Source organism: Aliiroseovarius sp. F47248L (assembly GCF_023016085.1).
Classification (GTDB): Bacteria; Pseudomonadota; Alphaproteobacteria; order Rhodobacterales; family Rhodobacteraceae; genus Aliiroseovarius.
The window spans coordinates 1,959,065-1,978,464 of the sequence record NZ_JALKBF010000001.1; the positions used below are offsets into that span (position 1 = coordinate 1,959,065).

Annotated in this window: 16 protein-coding genes and 2 tRNA genes; 5 read left to right on the forward strand and 13 right to left on the reverse strand. The window is 55.9% G+C overall.

Translation table 11 applies throughout. The features are described from left to right. Nucleotides 1-28 precede the first annotated feature (28 nt). The 3 genes from MWU51_RS09760 to MWU51_RS09770 form a co-directional block, all read right to left on the reverse strand. Nucleotides 29-1,951, reverse strand: coding sequence for an AAA family ATPase (locus MWU51_RS09760; RefSeq protein WP_247036793.1), 1,923 nt, complete (start codon nucleotides 1,949-1,951; stop codon nucleotides 29-31). 90 nt (nucleotides 1,952-2,041) lie between these two features. Beyond that, complete coding sequence (locus MWU51_RS09765; protein WP_247036795.1) at nucleotides 2,042-2,563, reverse strand: hypothetical protein; 522 nt, start codon at nucleotides 2,561-2,563, stop codon at nucleotides 2,042-2,044. 3 nt (nucleotides 2,564-2,566) lie between these two features. Beyond that, the gene (locus MWU51_RS09770; protein ID WP_247036801.1) at nucleotides 2,567-3,349 is read right to left on the reverse strand and encodes a LuxR C-terminal-related transcriptional regulator; all 783 of its coding nucleotides are present in this window, start codon (nucleotides 3,347-3,349) and stop codon (nucleotides 2,567-2,569) included. 754 nt (nucleotides 3,350-4,103) lie between these two features. On the opposite strand from MWU51_RS09770, the gene MWU51_RS09775 reads away from it, so the two are divergent. The 4 genes from MWU51_RS09775 (at nucleotide 4,104) to MWU51_RS09790 (ending at nucleotide 12,220) form a co-directional block, all read left to right on the forward strand. Then, nucleotides 4,104-6,755, forward strand: a complete 2,652-nt coding sequence (locus tag MWU51_RS09775) for a hypothetical protein (RefSeq protein WP_247036803.1) — start codon at nucleotides 4,104-4,106, stop codon at nucleotides 6,753-6,755. A gap of 90 nt (nucleotides 6,756-6,845) precedes the next feature. Then, nucleotides 6,846-8,882 (forward strand): hypothetical protein, encoded by a 2,037-nt coding sequence (locus tag MWU51_RS09780; protein WP_247036805.1) that lies wholly within the window; start codon nucleotides 6,846-6,848, stop codon nucleotides 8,880-8,882. A 22-nt stretch (nucleotides 8,883-8,904) separates the two neighbouring features. Next, on the forward strand, nucleotides 8,905-10,875 hold the full coding sequence (locus MWU51_RS09785) for a type I secretion system permease/ATPase (protein WP_247036807.1): 1,971 nt from the start codon (nucleotides 8,905-8,907) through the stop codon (nucleotides 10,873-10,875). Nucleotide 10,876: 1 nt separating this feature from the next. Further along, the gene (locus MWU51_RS09790) at nucleotides 10,877-12,220 is read left to right on the forward strand and encodes an HlyD family type I secretion periplasmic adaptor subunit (protein WP_247036809.1); all 1,344 of its coding nucleotides are present in this window, start codon (nucleotides 10,877-10,879) and stop codon (nucleotides 12,218-12,220) included. 193 nt (nucleotides 12,221-12,413) lie between these two features. On the opposite strand, the gene MWU51_RS09795 is transcribed toward MWU51_RS09790, so the two are convergent. The 10 genes from MWU51_RS09795 to murA all read right to left on the reverse strand — a co-directional run bounded on the left by MWU51_RS09795 (nucleotide 12,414) and on the right by murA (nucleotide 18,748). Continuing rightward, nucleotides 12,414-12,488: transfer RNA gene (locus tag MWU51_RS09795), tRNA-Phe, on the reverse strand. Between the two features lie 80 nt (nucleotides 12,489-12,568). After that, entirely contained in the window at nucleotides 12,569-12,763 is a 195-nt protein-coding gene (gene yacG / locus MWU51_RS09800; protein ID WP_247036813.1) for a DNA gyrase inhibitor YacG, read from the reverse strand. Further along, complete coding sequence (locus MWU51_RS09805) at nucleotides 12,760-13,803, reverse strand: ribonuclease E/G (protein WP_247036815.1); 1,044 nt, start codon at nucleotides 13,801-13,803, stop codon at nucleotides 12,760-12,762. Before MWU51_RS09805 ends, yacG begins: the two co-directional genes overlap by 4 nt. Further along, nucleotides 13,800-14,387 (reverse strand): Maf family protein, encoded by a 588-nt coding sequence (locus MWU51_RS09810; protein WP_247036816.1) that lies wholly within the window; start codon nucleotides 14,385-14,387, stop codon nucleotides 13,800-13,802. Before MWU51_RS09810 ends, MWU51_RS09805 begins: the two co-directional genes overlap by 4 nt. A 14-nt stretch (nucleotides 14,388-14,401) precedes the next feature. Beyond that, the gene (infA, locus tag MWU51_RS09815; protein WP_008186030.1) at nucleotides 14,402-14,620 is read right to left on the reverse strand and encodes a translation initiation factor IF-1; all 219 of its coding nucleotides are present in this window, start codon (nucleotides 14,618-14,620) and stop codon (nucleotides 14,402-14,404) included. A 93-nt stretch (nucleotides 14,621-14,713) separates the two neighbouring features. Continuing rightward, on the reverse strand, nucleotides 14,714-15,190 hold the full coding sequence (locus tag MWU51_RS09820) for a low molecular weight phosphatase family protein (protein WP_247036818.1): 477 nt from the start codon (nucleotides 15,188-15,190) through the stop codon (nucleotides 14,714-14,716). A 2-nt stretch (nucleotides 15,191-15,192) separates the two neighbouring features. Next, entirely contained in the window at nucleotides 15,193-15,675 is a 483-nt protein-coding gene (locus tag MWU51_RS09825; protein ID WP_247036822.1) for a UPF0262 family protein, read from the reverse strand. 17 nt (nucleotides 15,676-15,692) lie between these two features. After that, nucleotides 15,693-16,994 carry a histidinol dehydrogenase gene (gene hisD, locus MWU51_RS09830; protein WP_247036824.1) on the reverse strand — a complete coding sequence of 434 codons (1,302 nt, stop codon included), beginning with the start codon at nucleotides 16,992-16,994 and terminating at the stop codon, nucleotides 15,693-15,695. 3 nt (nucleotides 16,995-16,997) lie between these two features. Further along, nucleotides 16,998-17,486 (reverse strand): DUF2948 family protein, encoded by a 489-nt coding sequence (locus MWU51_RS09835; RefSeq protein WP_247036825.1) that lies wholly within the window; start codon nucleotides 17,484-17,486, stop codon nucleotides 16,998-17,000. Beyond that, complete coding sequence (gene murA / locus MWU51_RS09840) at nucleotides 17,483-18,748, reverse strand: UDP-N-acetylglucosamine 1-carboxyvinyltransferase (protein WP_247036827.1); 1,266 nt, start codon at nucleotides 18,746-18,748, stop codon at nucleotides 17,483-17,485. Before murA ends, MWU51_RS09835 begins: the two co-directional genes overlap by 4 nt. A gap of 265 nt (nucleotides 18,749-19,013) precedes the next feature. Between murA and MWU51_RS09845 the strand changes: the two genes are divergently transcribed. After that, nucleotides 19,014-19,088 (forward strand) — tRNA-Thr (locus tag MWU51_RS09845). Nucleotides 19,089-19,400: the final 312 nt, after the last annotated feature.

Consider the following 19,400-nt stretch of genomic DNA (forward strand, 5'->3'; position numbering starts at 1 on the left):
CCAGACGTCTCTCCGGTGTGGTCTTCGATTAAGGATCAGCTACGACTGAACCTGTTGTTCGATGCGCCTGTACATCCAAAGGCATCCAGTCTGAGGGCACACTCGCCACACTGGCGGTAGAAAGGGCGCGTACACGCCAATATGTCGCCAGTTCAGGCGGTACATGGCGCAGGACCGATGAGACTATGTCCTCAAGCGTACTGACGACCTTACCATTCAAGTCCGCAAAGTCGATCGCATAGGCGGTTGGGTCCGCACCTGTGTCGCTTGTCCACACTAATACGGCCTCGTGACCTTCGGTGATAAAAGAGACCAACTGAATAGGCGTCATGGGTGCGTCTAACGGTTGAGGCACTTGCAGTGCGGCTAGGCGTGCCGCGGCTCCATCGATCTGATGGGCAGCTTTTTCGTACCAGATGCGTGCCAAGACAGTGTCAATTGGCACGCCTTCTCCTAGCTCGTACATCTGACCCAGGAAATAGGCTGCGCGTGGATGACCGCGACTGGCTGCCAATATATACGCGACCACGGCAGCCTGCGCGTTTTGATCGGAGATGGATAGCCCCAGTCGGTACCAATCGGATATGTCTTCCGGCGGAGCCCCAAACGCGTCCAGCAATGCCAGTGCGGGTGCCGTGTCCGCGATGTCCAAACTGGCTTTGCCGGCTGGGGTCTGCAACGCTGGTTGCGCAACAATCCCTCCGATTTCGGAACCGCTGTCTTGTGTACTGGAAGAGGCTTCCAGTTCTGACATATCCGTTGATGGCATGATGCCCTCGACCTCATGGCCGTTGCCAACAAGAGCAGACTCATTCGCATCGGTCTCATATCCGGTTTCGGATCTAGAGAGACTAGAAACCGCGTCGACGGATTGGTCGGGTGGGCTGTCCAGATTCAGCATGACAAATGCCAGCGAGGCCACACCAGCAAGCCCGGCAAACACTGCTACGCGCGAGATGTTACCTCCTTTTGACCCGTCTTTACTGCTTGGCGCGGGTAAAGGAGCAGATTTTACAATTGGGTCGTTCTTCGAAATGAACAAATCGCCCTTCGGCGTTACCGCTGCTGTGGGCGGTGTCTTTACCGCCGTTAAGTCTTCCGGCCCCATATCCGAGTTGGAAACAGAGGGAAATTGAATACTCTGCTTCTGTTCAAACATATTCTCTGGAGATGAAGAGATTTTACACGACCGAACCCATTCTGCGCCTATTTTTGACACTTTCCGCGACGCAGCCTTGACTAACAGGGGCTGGCACAACAAATTTATCTGCTGCGGATTGCCCCCGGTTCGTTCATGGACCAAACTTATTGCATCGTCGTCGAAGGCGACCTCTTTGATACCGGCTGTTGTCAACCGATGTCTGATGTATCCTGCTGTGTCTTTTTCCGACATAGGTTCAAGGGTGAAGAAAGGCCCTGGTATGGCCCCTGGCGCTTCATCCAAGCGGTCAGGCAGTTCTGGATGTCCGACCAGTATTATCTTGAACAATGTATTGCTCGGATCTTCGCCGAAACGGGCAAGTTCAAAAAAGGTCAACAATTGATCATCGGTAAATAAATGCGCATCATCCAGAATGAGTGTCGGAAGGACGAAATCTTTCTGTGACGCTATAAGGCTCTGCTGAAGAACGCGACGGTGGAGCGCCTTATCGCCCGGACCGGGGTCCGCGCCAAATGCTTCCAGTATCACGCGGCAGGGGTCAACTTTGATCCGAGGACCATAAGCGCACAACCCGATCAGACGGGTCGCTTGCGCATCCGACACCGCCTTCTGTGCCAAGGTGGTTTTTCCTGTACCAATCTCGCCAGTAAATATCGTAAGCAGAATGCCGCTGTTGACGGCAAAGGCCAAGCGTTCATCGGCCAAGGTATGAACAGCGCTCCAGTAAACATATTCTGGCGCACTGGACTGGAAGGCGTCCTCCGGTGATCTTTGATCGGTTTCAGACATCTATCTTACCACCCAGTTTGCTGCTCGGCCGGTTCACTTCCCGGCCGCAGCCCAACCCTTTCCCCCATTCCATCCCACGGCAAATCGGCACTAGGCGGGATAGCCATACTTCTGGATCAGCACCCAAACGTCCGAATTCAGCGCCTTCAAGTCATCGAGAGATTGGTCGATGCCATCAATAGTGCTCGCATCAAGCGCTGTCATCTCTCCGACCTTTATTTGATTTTTTCGATCCGCCACGCGCATCCGAATTGTCGAAATATCACCGCTTTTTGAATCAAACGAATAGATGCAATGATTGTATCTGTTTCTCAGTCCAGACAGCATCTTGATCCGTTGCGTGATCGCCAGCACGGCTTCTCGTTCTTCTTGGGATACACGTTCAAGTTTTGACAGACGTTCGACCAGATCAGTGCGCGCGCGCGTCGTGTTCAGCGTCAAAAAAATAACGACCGAAGTCTTTTTATCTGTCTTTGACAAACCTGCGATCAGATGGATCAGCAAGCTTTCCGTATTTGTCCAACTGTAGTTCAACCGACCTAGAAGCAACAAAAAGCGGTCAAAATCGGTCCGTGCTTTTTTGTCATCATTTGTCTTGTCAGCAGCGACCATGATTCACCTGCCGTCCAATTGATCACGATTATCGCGGTGGGAAAGATACCAGTTGGTTGCGCTGGCTCGGTTGTGGACCCTGAGTTTACCGAAAATATGATGCACATGCAACTTCACGGTGTGCTCTGACAGCCTGAGCTTTTCCGCGATTGTCTTATTCGGAAGTCCGGTGGAAACAAGTTTCAGAACCTCGGTTTCACGGACCGTTAGATTTGGCACGAGTCGGACTGGGTCCGGGGTTTCCTGTTGCGCATCGCTGATCGATGCACACGGCAAGTCAGATGTGGCCGAAGGTTTGACAAGGCTGTCCAGAAGTTCGGCCGGTACAAACTCTTCCCCCAGCAACAGAAGCCTTAGTGCTGCTAGCCATGCATCGAACGACGCCTTCATGGGTAGATACCGGATGCCCACTTCCTTGTCAGAGCGCATCGCATGGTTCCTCAACTCCTTTGCCACCTTGGGCGAAGAATAGGCCAGTACCTTGTCGACATCGCCATAAATGGGATCCAACTCACGCTTCGAGCGCAGCAGTGTTTCCATGGCCGCCTCATCAAAGATAATGAGTTTTGCCGCCAGCTTGATGCGATCATCTAGTGTATCCAGATCAGAAACATCTCGTTTGCGCAGAACCAAAGCATCGCTGAATTCAAACTTGAGCGCCCTTAGAAGTCGGTTTGAAAAAACCATGCTGCTGCCCAGAAAAATAAATGCTGCGCTATCGGAATTATCCAGATATCTCGTACTGCGAAACTTCTTTTCGCCACTCTCGTTGTGCGGCGCCAACATGACAGTCCCCCCTAGCCATCTACACGTTTCCTGAGAGCCAAACCGATTAAGGTTTCCCAGAAAGGGACCGGCAAACGTGTGGCGGGTTCTTCCAACACTCACTTCCTGCTCAAAGCAATAATCTAAAAATAATCATTTAGAAAACTTACGATTTATTACTCAAAGTAGCACATTTGGGGTGCATTGGACAACTGTGTTGCTACGGATCACTTAAAAACTAACATTTTGATCTAGTTAAAATCGCCTTTTCGCAGTGGTGTTCTGCTTTAGGATGTAGTTCTTCAAAATTCGATTTAGTAAGAATCGCGCAAAAATGCCTCTGCTCGGCCTATGGTTGTTGCTAAAACACCATTCTCCGCACACATAGGTGCGAAAATTTTATCATTATCAGCTAGTTAGAAAAATTAATACTTTGTCCGGCTGTCTTATTCTGTCCGTCGAACACAAGCTTAAAGTGCGCTCGTTTTTTTAGCGCTGTGTTTTCAGTTTGTTGAACAAGTTTTTTTGAAACAGCCAGATCAAATGCCCGTTTTGCAGGGCGCTTTGAGATCAGTACGGAAACGTCCGCTGGAATTTGACTGGCATTGCAACAAGGGGGTGATGACCACGAACTGAGCATTCAGTGGGTGGGACACATTTTGCTTTGCAAGGTGCCTCATCCGAAATCTCAAAATCCTAAAATCAAACATGCTCACCGATTGGCCACTTTGGACAGACTGGTGGCGTCATTGGGCATCAGTAGAGGAATTTAGTTATGTCTAGAGATAGAGGACACTCAAACAACAACCAATTCGCCATCGGCGAAGTTGACGTTGAAAATGTTGATGTCGACGTTGACGCCGATGTCCATATCAGAGAAGCGGATGTAGACATCGACGCGCAGCAGCAACAGCAGCAGCAAAATGTCGATACCACTGACGAGAACAACAACTCGAACGATCAGGGGCAAGGTCAAGACCAAGGCCAGGGTCAAGATCAGGGTCAGCAGCAGGGTCAGCAGCAGCAGACCAGCTCAAACTCCGATCAGAGCCAGAGCAATGGCGGTGACGACAGCAACGACAACTCTAACGCGGTCAATATCGATTTTGGCGGCGGCGAGTGGATTCCACGCGACGATGATGTCGTGGACATTGATGTTAAAGATGGAACCGTCGAAAACGTTGTGACCGCTGGTGGTGACATCGCGCTGGATCCTGGTGACGACATCGGCGACATCCTGACCAACGCTAATTTTGGCGCGGGTAATGACACAGGAATCGTCAACGTGCAGGAAGCGTACCTGTCAGATGACGACCACCTTGGCGCAGCCAATGTTTCCAACGATGGCGACTTCACTCAGAACGGTAACGCCAATGGTGGCGCCGCAACTGCCGGTGATGGCATTAGCAATGATACCGCGTCCGGTGACGGCGGCGGACACGCAGACGCTTCTAGCGGAGATGCGCACGGCGGCATGGCCCTTGGTGGTATGTCTCATGCGTCCGGCGGTACAAGCGGTGACAGTGGTGACACTGACTCCACGGCCGGCGACGGTGGCGCTAGTGGTGGCGCAACTGCCCTTGGCCTTGGTCTTGGTCTCGGCATTAGCGGCAACAACAGCGACAACGACGGTGGCGACAGCGGATCCGCAGATGCCACCAGCGACGCGACCACTGACGTCAGCAGTGACAACAACACAGAAGGCACTGGCGGAGACAGCGGAGATTCCGACTCTGAAAGTGACGCCAATGACGGCTCTATCAGCAGCAATGCAGCTGGCAATGCCACCGGCGGCTACGGCACCGGCGGTGACGGCGGAGACGGTAGCGGCGGTGACGGCGGTGACGGCGGTGACGGCACCGGTGGTGACGGCGGCGGCGGTGACGGCGGCAACGGCGGCAATGCCCAGGGTGGCAATGCTGGCGGTGGCAACGGCGGCGCAGGCGGCAACGGAACTGGTGGCGCATCTACCACTGGCAATGGCGGCGATGGCGGTGATGGCACCGGCGGCGACGGCGGCGGCGGTGACGGTGACGGCGGCGATGGTGGCGACGGTGGCAATGGCACCGGTGGCTACGCAGTCGGCGGAAGCGGATCCGGCGGTGATGGTGGTGATGGTGGCGACGGTGACGGCGGCGACGGCGGCAATGGCCCCGGCGGTGACGGTAACGCAAATGCCAGCACCAGCAACACGGGCTTCAGCGACAACGACGCCAGCGCCGACAACGACGCCTCGAGCGACAATGATGCAACTGGAAACGGCGGCGACGCCGGTGCTGCATCTGGTGCCGCAGCTGGTGCCGCGGCCGGGCTTGGGCTCCTGAATCTTGCAGGTGCAGGTGCCACGGCTGGCGATCCAACCGCAACTTCCGGAAATGGCCCTGCTGATGCAGGCGGTGCTTCGGATGCTGGCGGCAATGCCGACGCTGATGGCGACGGCAGCGGCGACGGCGACGCGGATGCCAGCGGTGACGGTGGCATGGGTGCTGGTGGCGCTGGTGCTGGTGGTGACGGCGGAAACGGTGCACGCGGTGACGCGGGTGACGGCGCCGAAGCAACCGGTGGTCAAGGTCCAGGCGGTGCTGGTGCAACCGGTGACGGTGGCGACGGTGCAGCCGGTGACGGTGGCCAAGGACCCGGCGGTGCTGGTGCTGCGGCTAACGGTGCCGAAGGCGGCCAGGGCCCGGGCGGCGCTGGTGCCATGGGCGACGGCGGCATTGGTGGTCAAGGCCCCGGTGGTGCTGGTGCCACAGGTGCAGCCGGTGACGGCGGCCAAGGCCCGGGTGGCGACGGTGCCATGGGTGACGGCGGCGACGGCGGCATGGGTGACGGTGGACTGGGCGGCAACGCTGATGGTCGTGCTGACTCCTTGAACGATGTCGACGGAACCTCGAGCTCGACAGCTGACACTGGCGACGGTGGTCTGGCTGATGTCTTCTCGGATTCCTACACTGACGGATCGGCCGACAGCATGGCAGAAGCCATCTCGGGCTACGGCGGTGCTGCGAATAACGATCAGACGTCATCGACCAGCGCTGATGGCCAATCTGGCGGCACCAACACTGCAACCAGCGGTGACGGCGGAATGGGTGGCGCAGCCACGGCAACCGGTGGCTACACCGGCGATGCTATGGGTGGCACCTCAACTGGCGGCGCAGCTGATGCCAGCGGCATGTCCGGCATGGGTGGCACTGCCACCAATGGTGCAAGCGGAATGGCCGATGGCGGCTCGTGGGGTTCAGGCAATGGTGACGACGGCTATGTCACCGGCGAATCCTATGCCTCTGCCGCGGCAGTGGTTGACACCGCTGCGTTCAACCAGAGCATCGTGATGGGCGCCAACGTCCTTGGCAACACGGTCGACATGACTGTTGTCGGCGGGTCGATGAGCTCGACATATGTCGGCGACGACTCGAACGACGGATAAGATACCAACGTCCGGGGCCGCGTTGGCCCCGGACACCTTCAGTATCAGGTTTCATTGTTTTTCATTCTCTAGTTAGGAGTTGACGTAGCCATGAGCCTTGACCAAACAACAGAGTCCATCGCTCATTTCATTGGTCTCTTCCATTTGGCTGAAGAAGAGATCCGGCTTAGAAAAGAATACTTTGAATTCAAGATGGAGAAGAAAGCGGTCGAGACAGGTGACCTTGCTTTTGCACCCGTCGATACCAAAGCGCCTTACCAATCTGGCGAGTTTACACCCCACTCACAATACACGGTCAGTCCGAGCTCCGTTTTGCCGTCCGAAAGCAGCGGAACGTCAGTATTCGCGGTCCCTGCCCTGCCAGCAGTTGACGCTGAAGACGGCAACTCCACTGCACCTGTTCCGATCGCCGATGGTGCCTCTGTGCATTTCATAATGGGCAGCATCACTATCTTGCCCTATGTGCCTTTGCCATCTTCGGCTGTTACGGTGACATTTCAGTCAATCCAGCTTCATGACAACGACGTTATTGGTGATGTCGATGCGGCTGGCTTCCAATCGCTCGAAGGGTTCTATTCGGAACTTGATACGGCAATCGAACTGGCCGAGGCGTTGCAGCCTTGGTCAACCGATGGTCTTGTCGCAGAAATCATTGCTGACCCGGACAGCGCACTGCCGTTCGTTGAGATTATTAACGCCATTGAAGCCCCCGATATTGACGGTCTTAGCGTCACCATCATCGAGGACGAAGAGACGGAAGGCGTTTACGTGAATGGCACCCTTGTTGAGGAAGCACCCAAGTTTGAAGATCAACTGCCCGAATTCATCAAGGCGAAGCGCGACAAGCAAGACGGGGAAGAAGATCCCGACAGGCTGTCCGGCCACGATAAGGACGACGCGTTTCACGACAGAGACAACGACGAGTTTTCCACAGTTATCAACGCAGAGCACAACGTCAGTACCGGTGCGAACGAGGCCCACAATCAAGCCACCGTCCAGACAAGCTGGATAGATGCTGGCGTTATTGCCGTGGAAGGTAACGTGATCAACCTGAACGCCGTTTCACAGGTCAATGTGCTGTCGGACACGGACCAATACGAAGGCACCATTTTGAACGATTCAAGCGCCTCATCTCAGGCGCACAACATCGCCACCACCCAGATTGACAGCCGGGAAGCTCCCGACGGGTTCGAAACGAAAGCTGCGGTGGCGACAGATTATCCCGACAACTGGAATGTCGTGCGGTTGGAAGGTGATGTGACGGTCACAAACTTCATAAAGCAGCATACATTCGTGATGGATGCAGACCGATTGGAGCTGACCTTTTCCGCCAATTCTACGTCGATCGTGACGGGTGAAAACCTGACCTACAACCTCGCTGATGCTGGTGAATTTGGGTATGGTTATGACTTGATTTTTGTGGGCGGCACGATGCTGTCGATGAATGTGATTAACCAAACCAACGTTCTGATGGATGGCGACCATTTCTCAGGTGATGGCTTGAAAGACGCAGCGATATCGGGGCACGACAATGTTCTTCGCAACGAGGCCGAGATCAAGAAAGCAGGTATCGACACCCAGGTCGACATGCTCAAGGAATTTAAAACCGCACTGAAGGATTTGAAAAAGGGTGCCAAAGATCTGTCCGAAACGGTTGCGAAAAGCAAATATTTCGAAGGGCAGGACGATCTAAAAGTTCTTTATATCGACGGTAATCTGACCCAGATGAATATTGTGGATCAGGTCAATTATATGGGCGATCAGGATCAGGTTCACATGGCGATGGATGCGGTTTCGTCGGCCCTAGATGATGTGCCGGTCTCAATCACCACCGGATCCAATCTGATGACCAACACAGCATCGATCATGGAGACAGGTTTTGACTCGGATGTGATGGTGGGTGGTGATTACTACAGCGACGCGCTGCTGTACCAAGCCGAACTGATCGATTCGGATGCCAACCCAACAGGCGTTGGAATGACGGGATTAGCAAGTGAAGCGGTGGCATTTTTGGCCGACGATATGATCCCGGATTCAGTTTCAGAAACGCTCGATTCAGCAGGATTCAACAACGATGCGCATACCGGCGGCTCCGCGCTGGACGTGATGCAAACGATGACGACCTAGTTTATTTAAAGTGAGTAATTTGATGGCAAATGCGGCGAACCGTGTCCGCGACCCGGAAACACCCTCAAAGCCAAGACTGGTTTTGAAGGCTGTTGACCGCGTCGAAACCCAAAAGCCCCGAACCGCCAAACTGGACGGTACGGGCATGGGTATGACAATCGAGGAAAAAGCCAACGAGCCGGTGTCGAACAAGACCACACCACCACCCGAGCGCCCCGGCGGCGGAAATGGAGGTGGTGGTGGTGGTGGCGCAAACTTCCACAAGAGGATTGGCCCCCAGGATTTTTCGCAAAGCCTAAAGGACGGTATGACAGCCGTGTGGGGCAACCTGCTTTTCGTGATGCTAATGACTTGCGCGACCAATGTCCTGATCCTTGCAATCCCGATCTATTTGTTTCAGATTTCCGACCGTGTGTTAACCAGCCGATCCACTGACACATTGATCATGCTTACAATAGTGATTGCTGGTGCAGTCATTCTTCAGGCCGTCTTCGACGCAGTGCGACGTTTCGTACTGATGAGAACCGCAGTTGAGGTGGCAGCGAAGCTCGGCACACCGATCTTGAGTGCTGCTGCGGCGGCGTCGCTGAACGGGACAGGCCGCGAATATCAAACGCTTGGCGATCTTCAGCAGTTGCGCGGGTTTATCGTGTCGGGCACGCTGATCTCGTTCCTTGACGTTCCTTTCGCACCCCTGTTCATACTCGCCATCTTCCTTGTGCATCCACAACTGGGAATGATCGTGATCGTCACATCCCTGTTGCTATTGCTCATCGCAATCATAAATCAAAAGACCACCGCAAAGCCCTTTGCGGAAGCCAACATTGCGCAATCCAAAGCTAACATGCACTTGGATTCGATGTCCCGAAACAGCCAGATCATCAACGCGCTGGCAATGATTCCCGAAGCCGTGTCGATCTGGGGCAAGGACACGGCCGCGTCGCTGACGGCACAAGTCCGGGCGCAGGATCGCAACATCATCTCGTCAGCCTGTTCGCGGGGCGTACGTCTTTTAACCCAGATCGGGATGCTTGGCTGGGGTGCCTATCTGGCGATTCAAGGCGAGATCACGGGTGGCATGGTGATTGCTGCGTCGATCATTGCTGGTCGCGCTTTGGCGCCAATCGAAGGCTCGATTGAGGGCTGGAACGCATTTATCCTGACCCGCGGCGCCTATGGCCGCATTCGAACCTTGCTACAGAACTCCAAACTTCAGTTCGAGAAACTTCGATTGCCCCGTCCCGAGGGGCGCCTGGATGTCGAGCGATTGTTGTTCGTCCCACCGGGCACCAAGCAAGTCGTTCTCAATGGATTGAGCTTCCAACTGAACCCCGGCGAAAGCCTGGCCATTATCGGCAACTCCGGCGCAGGAAAGACAACACTTGGAAAGATGCTGGTCGGATCAATCCTTCCCACGTCCGGGAATGTGCGGCTTGATCTGATGGATCTGCGCAATTGGGAGCCGAGGCAGTTTGGCGAGAGCATTGGATATCTGCCGCAGGACGTTCAGCTTTTTCCTGGATCGATCAAAGACAACATCGGTCGAATGCGCAGCGACGCAACCGACGAGCAAATCTATGAAGCGGCCAAATTGGCTGATGTTCACGAGATGATTGCAAACCTTCCGCAGGGTTACGAGACGATGGTGGCCGCGGATGGCTCGCCGTTGTCCGGCGGGCAAAAACAGCGCATCGCGCTGGCGCGTGCGTTCTTCGGCAACCCAAGAATGGTTGTGCTGGATGAACCGAACTCGAACTTGGATGCGGCAGGTGACAAAGCTCTGGCGCGCGCAGTCGAACACGCACGTCGCAACAAGATTACCGTTGTGGTTATCACACAGAAACCGGCCCTTCTGGATGTCGTAGACAAGATTATGTTGTTGACCGACGGCACAATCGCACTGTTCGGAACCCGGGATAATGTACTGCAGCGGATCCGAGAAGATCAACGCGCCCGTCAACAGCCACCCAAACCACTGGGGGAGCAATCATAAAATGACCAACGAAGCCAATGCTATAGTTGTTCAAGAGTGGCACGACAAAGTTCCCCGCTCGATATCCAAGCTTGTAACATTTGGGCTGCTTCTTTTGGTGATCACCTTTGGAGGTTTTGGAGCATGGGCATTTCGAGCGCCACTCGCAGCCGCTGTCATTGCTCAGGGCAGCTTCGTCGCTACCGGCCGTAACAAGATCGTTCAGCACCTCGAAGGTGGTATTATCCACGAGATTCTGGTCAGCGAAGGGGACATGATCCAAGCGGGTGATACCTTACTTACCCTTGATGAGACCGCTGCGTTGGCCAATCGCCGCGAGTTGCAAATTCGCAAGTCCAGACTAGAGGCGACAGTAGCAAGACTTGCAGCTGAATACGGTGAACTTGATGAACTGGAGTTTTCCGAAGAGCTTACTCGCAATGCGCGGGAAGACTTTGAAATAGCGTCTATTCTGGATGGCCAAAGGTTGTCATTTAACGTCGCCCGTTCGTCGCTTAACAACGATCTTGCGCTTTTGGAGCGCAACATCAATGCGCTCCAAATCCGTATGAATGGCTACCAAATTCAACACGATTCTCACCTTGAGATGATCGAGTTGCTTGACCAGGAACACGCCGACAAAAGCAAACTGCTCGCAGGCGGTCTTATTCGCCAGTCCGAGGTTAATGCTTTGCTGCGTGCTAAAGTCGAGGCGCAAGGCCAGGTCGGGCGGCTTCAAGCTGAAGTTCATGAGAACGAACAGCTTATGCTGAAGCATAAAACCCAGATCGAGAAGGTGCGTAGCCTGTATCGTGAAACCGCATTGGATGAACTGCAAGTCATCCAGGCCGAACTTGAAAGTGTGCGTGAGAAATACCGAAAAGCAGAGAATGTTTTAACCCGGTCCGAAGTAGTTGCCCCGGTGAGCGGCACCGTAGTGCGCTTACATTACTTTACGCCTGGTGGGGTTATCGAGACTGGGAAACCCATTGCCGAAATTTTGCCGTCAAGCGCGCCACTCATCGTCGAAACACTTATTCTTCGAACAGACGTTGATAGTGTACATCTTGGACAGGATGCCGTCGTGCGACTGACGGGGCTAAACGCACGGACAACACCAGTGCTTGATGGCACGGTCGAATATGTTTCGGCCGATGCCATTTCGGATACCGCAAACGGAGTGACACGCGAAGTTTTTGTCGCGCGCGTTTCTTTATCGCCTGAAGAACTGAACCGCGTCGCCGACTTTATCCCAACGCCTGGCATGCCAGCCGAAGTCATGATCCAAACAGACGAGCGAACGTTCGCCCAGTATATTGCAAGGCCATTGGTCGACAGCATGACACGGGCGTTCAAAGAACAATGATGGACTCTATCGCTGTATGATTTCTTCACTGTCCGAAGCGCAAGGGACTTCCACTCAAGCTCGTAGAGGCTAGTTTGGCCACAAGTCAGCTGCAAATATTGCACCTGTGTTGCGAAAAACGAAAGAGATGGGGCGATACGACCCACTATCTCCGATACGAGATAGTTTCTTGATACATCCCTGATGTTCAGTGTGGTGCCCGGGGGCGGAATCGAACCACCGACACGAGGATTTTCAATCCACTGCTCTACCCCTGAGCTACCCGGGCATGGGTGAACGGTTCATCGTTCGGGTGGGCGGGTTGTAGACGGGGGGGAAAGTGGTGTCCAGAGGGAAAATGCAGGTTTCTCAGTGTGGGCCGTGACTTTCCGAAGGGGCGGCACGAGACAGCACTTCGGCGGCTTCCTCAAGGTCGTTGGGGTCCTCGGAAGGCACGGCATATGAGCCGTTCAACCAGCGTCCCAGATCAACATCGGCACACCGTCGCGAGCAGAAGGGGCGGTAGGTCGCGTGGGTCTTTTTCTCACAAACAGGGCAACTCATTTAAGGCCCTCCAGACAGGTGCGCAGGCTCATCCGCTCCCGCTTTCGCTGAAGCTCAAAGTTGCCCAGCGTGGTCCAGCCAACCAGCGATGTCTCAATCCCATCGGCGCGAAAGGCGGTACGCAGCGCTTGTTCGATCTGGCGCCGATCCTTCTTGGGGCTGGGTGCAAAATCGACGACGATCTGCCCGCCAAGACCCCGGCACCGTAAGGCACGCGGTAGTGCTTGGGCCGTCGCGATATTGGCTTTCAGACCCGCTGCCGGGCTGGTGTCACCTCCGGTATTCACATCCACAGCCACCAAGGCACGGGTGGGTTCGACAAAGGCAAAAGCACCACCGGATAGTGGCACCCGAGCACTGAGGACTTCATTGATCAAATCGACAACGCCGTGGCGGTCAAACGCTCCTTCGCGATCGTCCAACTGATCAGGCGTCGCCCATTCCCGCCAAGCCTGATGATGGGGATCAGCCCCATCAAGCAGCAGTTCGGGCGCTTGCCCTTCTGCATCCGCACGCACAGTCCGCGACAACTCCAGCATTTGCGAGATATCGTCAGCAATCTCATCATCCGCACCGGTAACGGCGACCGAACGCAGGATCAAACCCTCATCCGCGCCATCCATCACCTCATGTGCGATGTCCAACAGGCGCACACGTTCTTCGTCTTCTCGTATTGCGCGGCTGACGTTGATACCGGGTGCATCCGGAGTCACGATTGCAAATCGGCTTTTGAACAACAGCTTCTGCGTTACAGGAATGGCTTTCCCACCCTCGGCAAATCCAGTGACCTGCACCAGAATGGGTTGGCCGGGCTTCAACCCCTTGCCTTGACGCAAAAACCCTGTTTCCCCGTCCGGCAGACGCAACATCATGCCCCCCTGCCCTTTCAACGGGCGGTCGCAGATCGCGCGGAAGGTCGCACCTGGCAACGTCACACTATCAGGCGGTTCGATCAGCAGATCTTCCAGCCGTCCATCGACGATATGAGCCGCAGCCAGTCGCCCTTTGTAGCGATCAAGCGCAATCACGCTGCCCTTCATGTGCGCTCTCCATAGATCGGGTATCCTGCCGCCACTAACAGGTTTGCGGTTTCGGCGACGGGCAGGCCAACAACTGCCGTGTAACTGCCCTGAAGCCATGTTACGAAGGCACCGGCTGGCCCTTGGATGGCATAGGCCCCCGCCTTGCCACGCCAGTCGTCAGACGCAAGATAGGCGTTTAACTCAACATCCGACAGCCGTTTGAATTTCACGGTGGTCACCACATCGCGCGCCCATGTCTGGTGGGTATTGCGCACAGCGACAGATGTAATGACCCGGTGACGGCGCCCGGACAAGGCCAGCAGAAACGCGGCGGCCTGCCCCGCGTCCTCGGGCTTGCCCATGATGCGACGGCCCAGCGCGACGGTGGTGTCGGCACACAGAACGACCTCGTCATCGGCGACAGCCATCGCGGCCGCTTTTGCAGCGGCAATCCGGCGGCAATAGGCCAGCGGCCGTTCACCCGCGATAGGCGTTTCGTCCACGTCAGGCGGGCGAACATCATCCGCAACAAGGCCGAGCTGCCCCAGCAACTCGGCCCGTCTTGGGCTGCCTGAGCCCAGAATCAGCTTGGGGCGAGTCATGCCCGGCAGACCGCTTACTTGAAGCGGTAGTTGATCCGACCCTTGGTCAGATCATAGGGGGTCATTTCGACCTGCACCTTGTCGCCTGCCAGAACGCGAATGCGGTTTTTGCGCATCTTTCCTGCCGTATGAGCGATAATCGTATGGCCGTTTTCCAGCTCGACCAGGAATGTCGCATTCGGCAGGAGTTCCTTCACGACACCGGGGAATTCGAGCAGTTCTTCCTTGGCCATGTTCACTCCTGTATTTTCACTCACCCGTCGTGAGCGCCTACTAAATGGGGCCAAACTTTCAGATTTTCAAGGGAAATCCGGCTTGCCAGGCGATTAGTCCTCGGTTTCATCATCTTGCGGCTGTGGTGGGCCAAAGCGATCAAGGATATGACCGCGAATTTGATCACGGGTTTGGCGATAAGCGGCCAACTTCTCGTCCCGACGTGTGCCAAGCCCTGAGGGATCAAGAATCGGCCAGTATTCGACCTCCAGATGGAACAGCCGTGTCAGTTCCAACGCGCGCCGCTGACTTGCTGGTGACAAAGCCACAACAAGATCAAAGCTGGACAAATCATCTCCCCATTCTTCCATCTGGTCAAAGCTGCGCACCCGGTGATTGGTCAGGGTGATCCCCAACTCCTGACAGACCGATACAGAAAATCCGTCGATATCCATATCACTGTGAACACCAGCGGATTGGACATAAATATCATGTCCATAAAAGGCTTTCATCATCCCCTCGGCCATGGGCGAACGCACAGCATTGTGGTCGCAACAGAACAGCACCGATTGGGGGCGATCCTCGGACATGCTTAGCCCCAGTGCAGGACACAGATCAGGGTGAACAGCCGACGCGCCGTGTCGATATCAACGATGGCTTTGCCCTCAAGCCGTTCCTGCAACACCCGCGCGCCTTCGTTATGAATGCCCCGCCGGGCCATGTCGATGGCCTCAATCTGACTTGGTGGTAACTTCTTTACGGCGTCAAAATAGCTTTCGCAGATCGCGAAATAGTCTTTCACCACCTGACGAAACGGGCCAAGGGACAGGTGGAACTCGGCGGCGGGATTGCCATTCTCTGTCTTGGCTTCCACGACCAGACGTTTCTCGCGAATGGACAAGCCCAGATCATACGGGCCATCCGGCGGGGTCTGATCATCCCGACCGGTCAGCTCGAAGCTGTTATCTTCCAGAAGGTCGAAGATGGCTACCTTGCGTTCCTGTTCAATCGCGGGTGTGGGTGCGGCTAGACCGCTGTCGTCGATCAGGATGTCGTTGATACGGTTTGTGGTCATATTGGGCACTCTGAGGGTCAATCGTTAAGGGCGTCAAGCCGTGCGCGCACGGACAAACCGTGTGCTTCAAGGCTTTCGGAATTGGCAAGCGTTTCGGCCGCGGGGCCAATGGCGGACAGCGCCGCAGGGGTCATGCGTGCTAGAGTGGTGCGTTTCAGAAAATCCATTACTGACAAGCCAGAGCTGAACCGGGCGGACCGTGCGGTGGGCAGAACGTGGTTCGGGCCGCCGACATAGTCGCCAATGGCTTCGGGCGTCCATTGGCCAAGGAAAATCGCGCCGGCATGGATACACTTGGCCGAAATGGCATCGGGGTCGGCGACGCATAGTTCAAGATGTTCGGGCGCGATCCGATTGGACAGCGCGGCAGCTTCGTCTAGGTCCGCGACGGTGATCACAGCACCGAAATCACGCCAGCTTGCGTCTGCGATCTTGCGTCGTCCCAATGTTTCAAGCCGTTTGTCCACCGCCTCGGCCACCTTTCGACCAAAGCCCTCATCGGTGGTGATCAGCAAGGACTGCGCGCTTTCGTCATGTTCGGCCTGGCTCATCAGATCCAGCGCCAGCCAATCGGGATCATTGTCGGCGTCCGCAATCACCAAAATCTCGGACGGGCCGGCAATCATGTCGATGCCTACCTTGCCGAACACCCGGCGTTTGGCGGCGGCAACAAAAGCGTTGCCCGGTCCGGTGATCTTGTCCACCGGCGCAATCGTTTCCGTGCCATAAGCCAGCGCAGCCACGGCTTGTGCACCCCCGATGCGATAGACTTCATCCACGCCCGCAATACGCGCCGCTAGAAGCACCAGCGGGTTGGCGACGCCGTCCGGTGTCGGCACTGTAATCGCAAGCCGTTCCACCCCTGCCACCTTGGCCGGGATTGCATTCATCAAGACCGAGGACGGATAGCTCGCCAAACCACCGGGCACATAAAGCCCTGCAGCAGACACCGCAGACCAGCGCCAACCAAGTTCTGCCCCGACTTCATCTGTCCAACGGTCATCACTTGGCATCTGGCGCACGTGATAGGCGCGGATGCGACCAGCGGCCAGTTCCAACGCGGCACGGTCTGCTTCCGAAACTCTAGCGCATTCTGCTTCGATCTCTTCCGGTGAATACCGTAGAGTGGCGGGCGTCAGGTCTAGCCGGTCGAACTTCGAGGTCAGATCGATCACCGCCTCATCCCCACGGGCGCGCACGTCTGCGATGATGCCAGCCACGATGTCATCGACTTCCGGGCTATCTTCGCGTTTCATCGAAAGCAGGTCGACAAATCGCGCCTCGAAGTCAGCGTCTTTGGAGTTCAGAAACTGGGGCATAAGTTATTCCGGATGTTCGGGCGTGTGACGCGATGGCGCGATGTAGGGACGGGTGACGTCCTGAAGGGTGACATCCAATGCTTCAACCTCCAGCGCAATCGCTCCGTCGCCCGCCAAAACCAGTTCCAATCGTCCCATTCCGTCTTTACCCGCATTAAAGGACAGAGACAAAAGCGACAAAATCAAATCCTTTTCACCGCGGTTCACGCCCTGGCTTTGCACTTTTAGAACATCCGCGATAGAAAGCACCGTTTGAACGCGCTCGACCGGTCGCCCTTTTCTTTTAGCGGCTGGCGCGTCCTCCCACCGGAAACGATTCAGCAGAAGTGCAAAGCGTCGATGGCGCGCATCCCACGCGATTTCCGATGCTGGGAATACTGCATCCTGCACCAGCGTGCTGATCACCTGCAGGTCATCCTCGTCCATCGCAATCAGGCGAAGTGGGGCCTCTGCCCCGTCTTCGAACCGTGCGTCCTGGTTTGTATCGCTCATTCTTTGATCCGTTCAATTTTGGCCCCGATCGAGGACAGCTTACGCACAACTTTCTCATACCCTCGATCAAGGTGATAGACGCGACTGACCACCGTTTCGCCCTCTGCAGCCATCCCGGCAAGGATCAGCGACACGGAAGCCCGCAAATCGGTCGCCATGACCGGTGCGCCTTTCAACTTCTTGACCCCATGCACGGTCGCCGTGCCGCCATGCACTTCGATATTCGCACCCATTCGCGTCAATTCAGGCGCGTGCATAAAGCGGTTTTCAAAGATGGTCTCGTGCAGGACGGATGTGCCGTCGGCAGTGCAGAGCATTGCCATCATCTGGGCTTGCAAATCGGTCGGGAAGCCGGGGAAAGGTTCGGTGGTCACGTCGATCGCCGACACTCGCCCGTTTTTGCGCGCGACCTTCAGTCCCCGCTCGGTCTCTTCAACCTGTATGCCCGCCGCATCCAGTTTTTCGACAAAACTTTTTACAAGATCGATGCGTCCGCCAAGACATTCAACCTCGCCACCAGCTATCGCCGGGGCTAGCATATAGGTGCCCAGTTCGATCCGGTCTGTGACGACGGGGTGCGTTGCCCCGTGCAGGCGGTCCACGCCCTGAACGACGATCTCGGACGTACCGTCGCCGTCGATCTGCGCCCCCATCTTGCGCAGGCAATCCGCCAGATCCACAATCTCTGGCTCGCGCGCGGCGTTGCGAATGAAGGTCGTGCCTTTGGCCAGCGTCGCCGCCATCAGGATGTTTTCCGTTGCCCCGACCGACGCAAATGCCAGTTCGATCTCGGCCCCCTTTAGACCACGCGGTGCTTTGGCGTGCAGATAGCCATCTTTCAACTCAATCTCGGCGCCCAGCTTTTCCAGTCCGAAAATATGCAAGTCCATCGGACGCGCGCCGATTGCACAGCCCCCCGGCAGCGACACCACGGCATGGCCCAACCGCGCCAGCATCGGGCCCAACACAAGGTTCGACGCGCGCATTTTGCGCACGATGTCATAATCTGCCACGTGGTTGTTGATGTCATGCGACGACATCGCCAGGACCTGCCCATCCTGCATGGATGTCGCCTCGGCCCCCAGCGATGCCAGCAATTCGGTCATCGTTTTGATATCCGACAGACGCGGCGCGTTTGTCAGCGTCAAGGGTTCCTCGGACAACAGCGTTGCCGGCATCAGCGTCAGACACGCGTTCTTCGCCCCCGCAATGGGTATTTCGCCGTGCAGTTCACCACCACCGGTCACAACTATCGAATCCATCTGCCCGCCTTTTCTATTGGTCTTTTTCTGTTCGCGACCGATCAGCCCCGTTGTCCGCCCGTGCGCGCGCCTGTGATTTGCGCCGTGCCATGTTGGCCTTCAGCGCAGCTTTCAGCCGCTTGTCACGATCCGCCCCTTTTTTTGGGGGTTTTTGGGGTGTCTTCTTACGCTCCATATCCCCTTCTGTAACGCAGGTTCAAAAAAGGGTCCAGAATGCGCTTGCGTCGCGCTCGGATTAGAGCTAATCAGCCGCCCACGACAGGACGCTGCTGTAGCTCAGAGGTAGAGCACTCCCTTGGTAAGGGAGAGGTCGAGAGTTCAATTCTCTCCAGCAGCACCATGTTTCCATCTAAAAATCAATGATCTACCTTTTGGGCGCGGGTGAATGGCCTCGGGCGATCCACTAATGTTTCTTGAGTTCTGTCTGCGAATTCTGCGCTCAAACGTACACCCAATTCCCAGCGTTCGCTGCAGTTTCTATTGAATCCTCGCTTCAGCCCCCCCAAACCCATCATCACCACCCATTTGCGCTAATTGGCAAAGCGCCCTAGGCCGTTGAAGAGGTGCAGCACACCGTCTGTTTACTCATGTTAAACGACCCGCTAGTTTTTGGCACGGGCTTCGATCTGCTGAAGTCATTACGATATCGAGC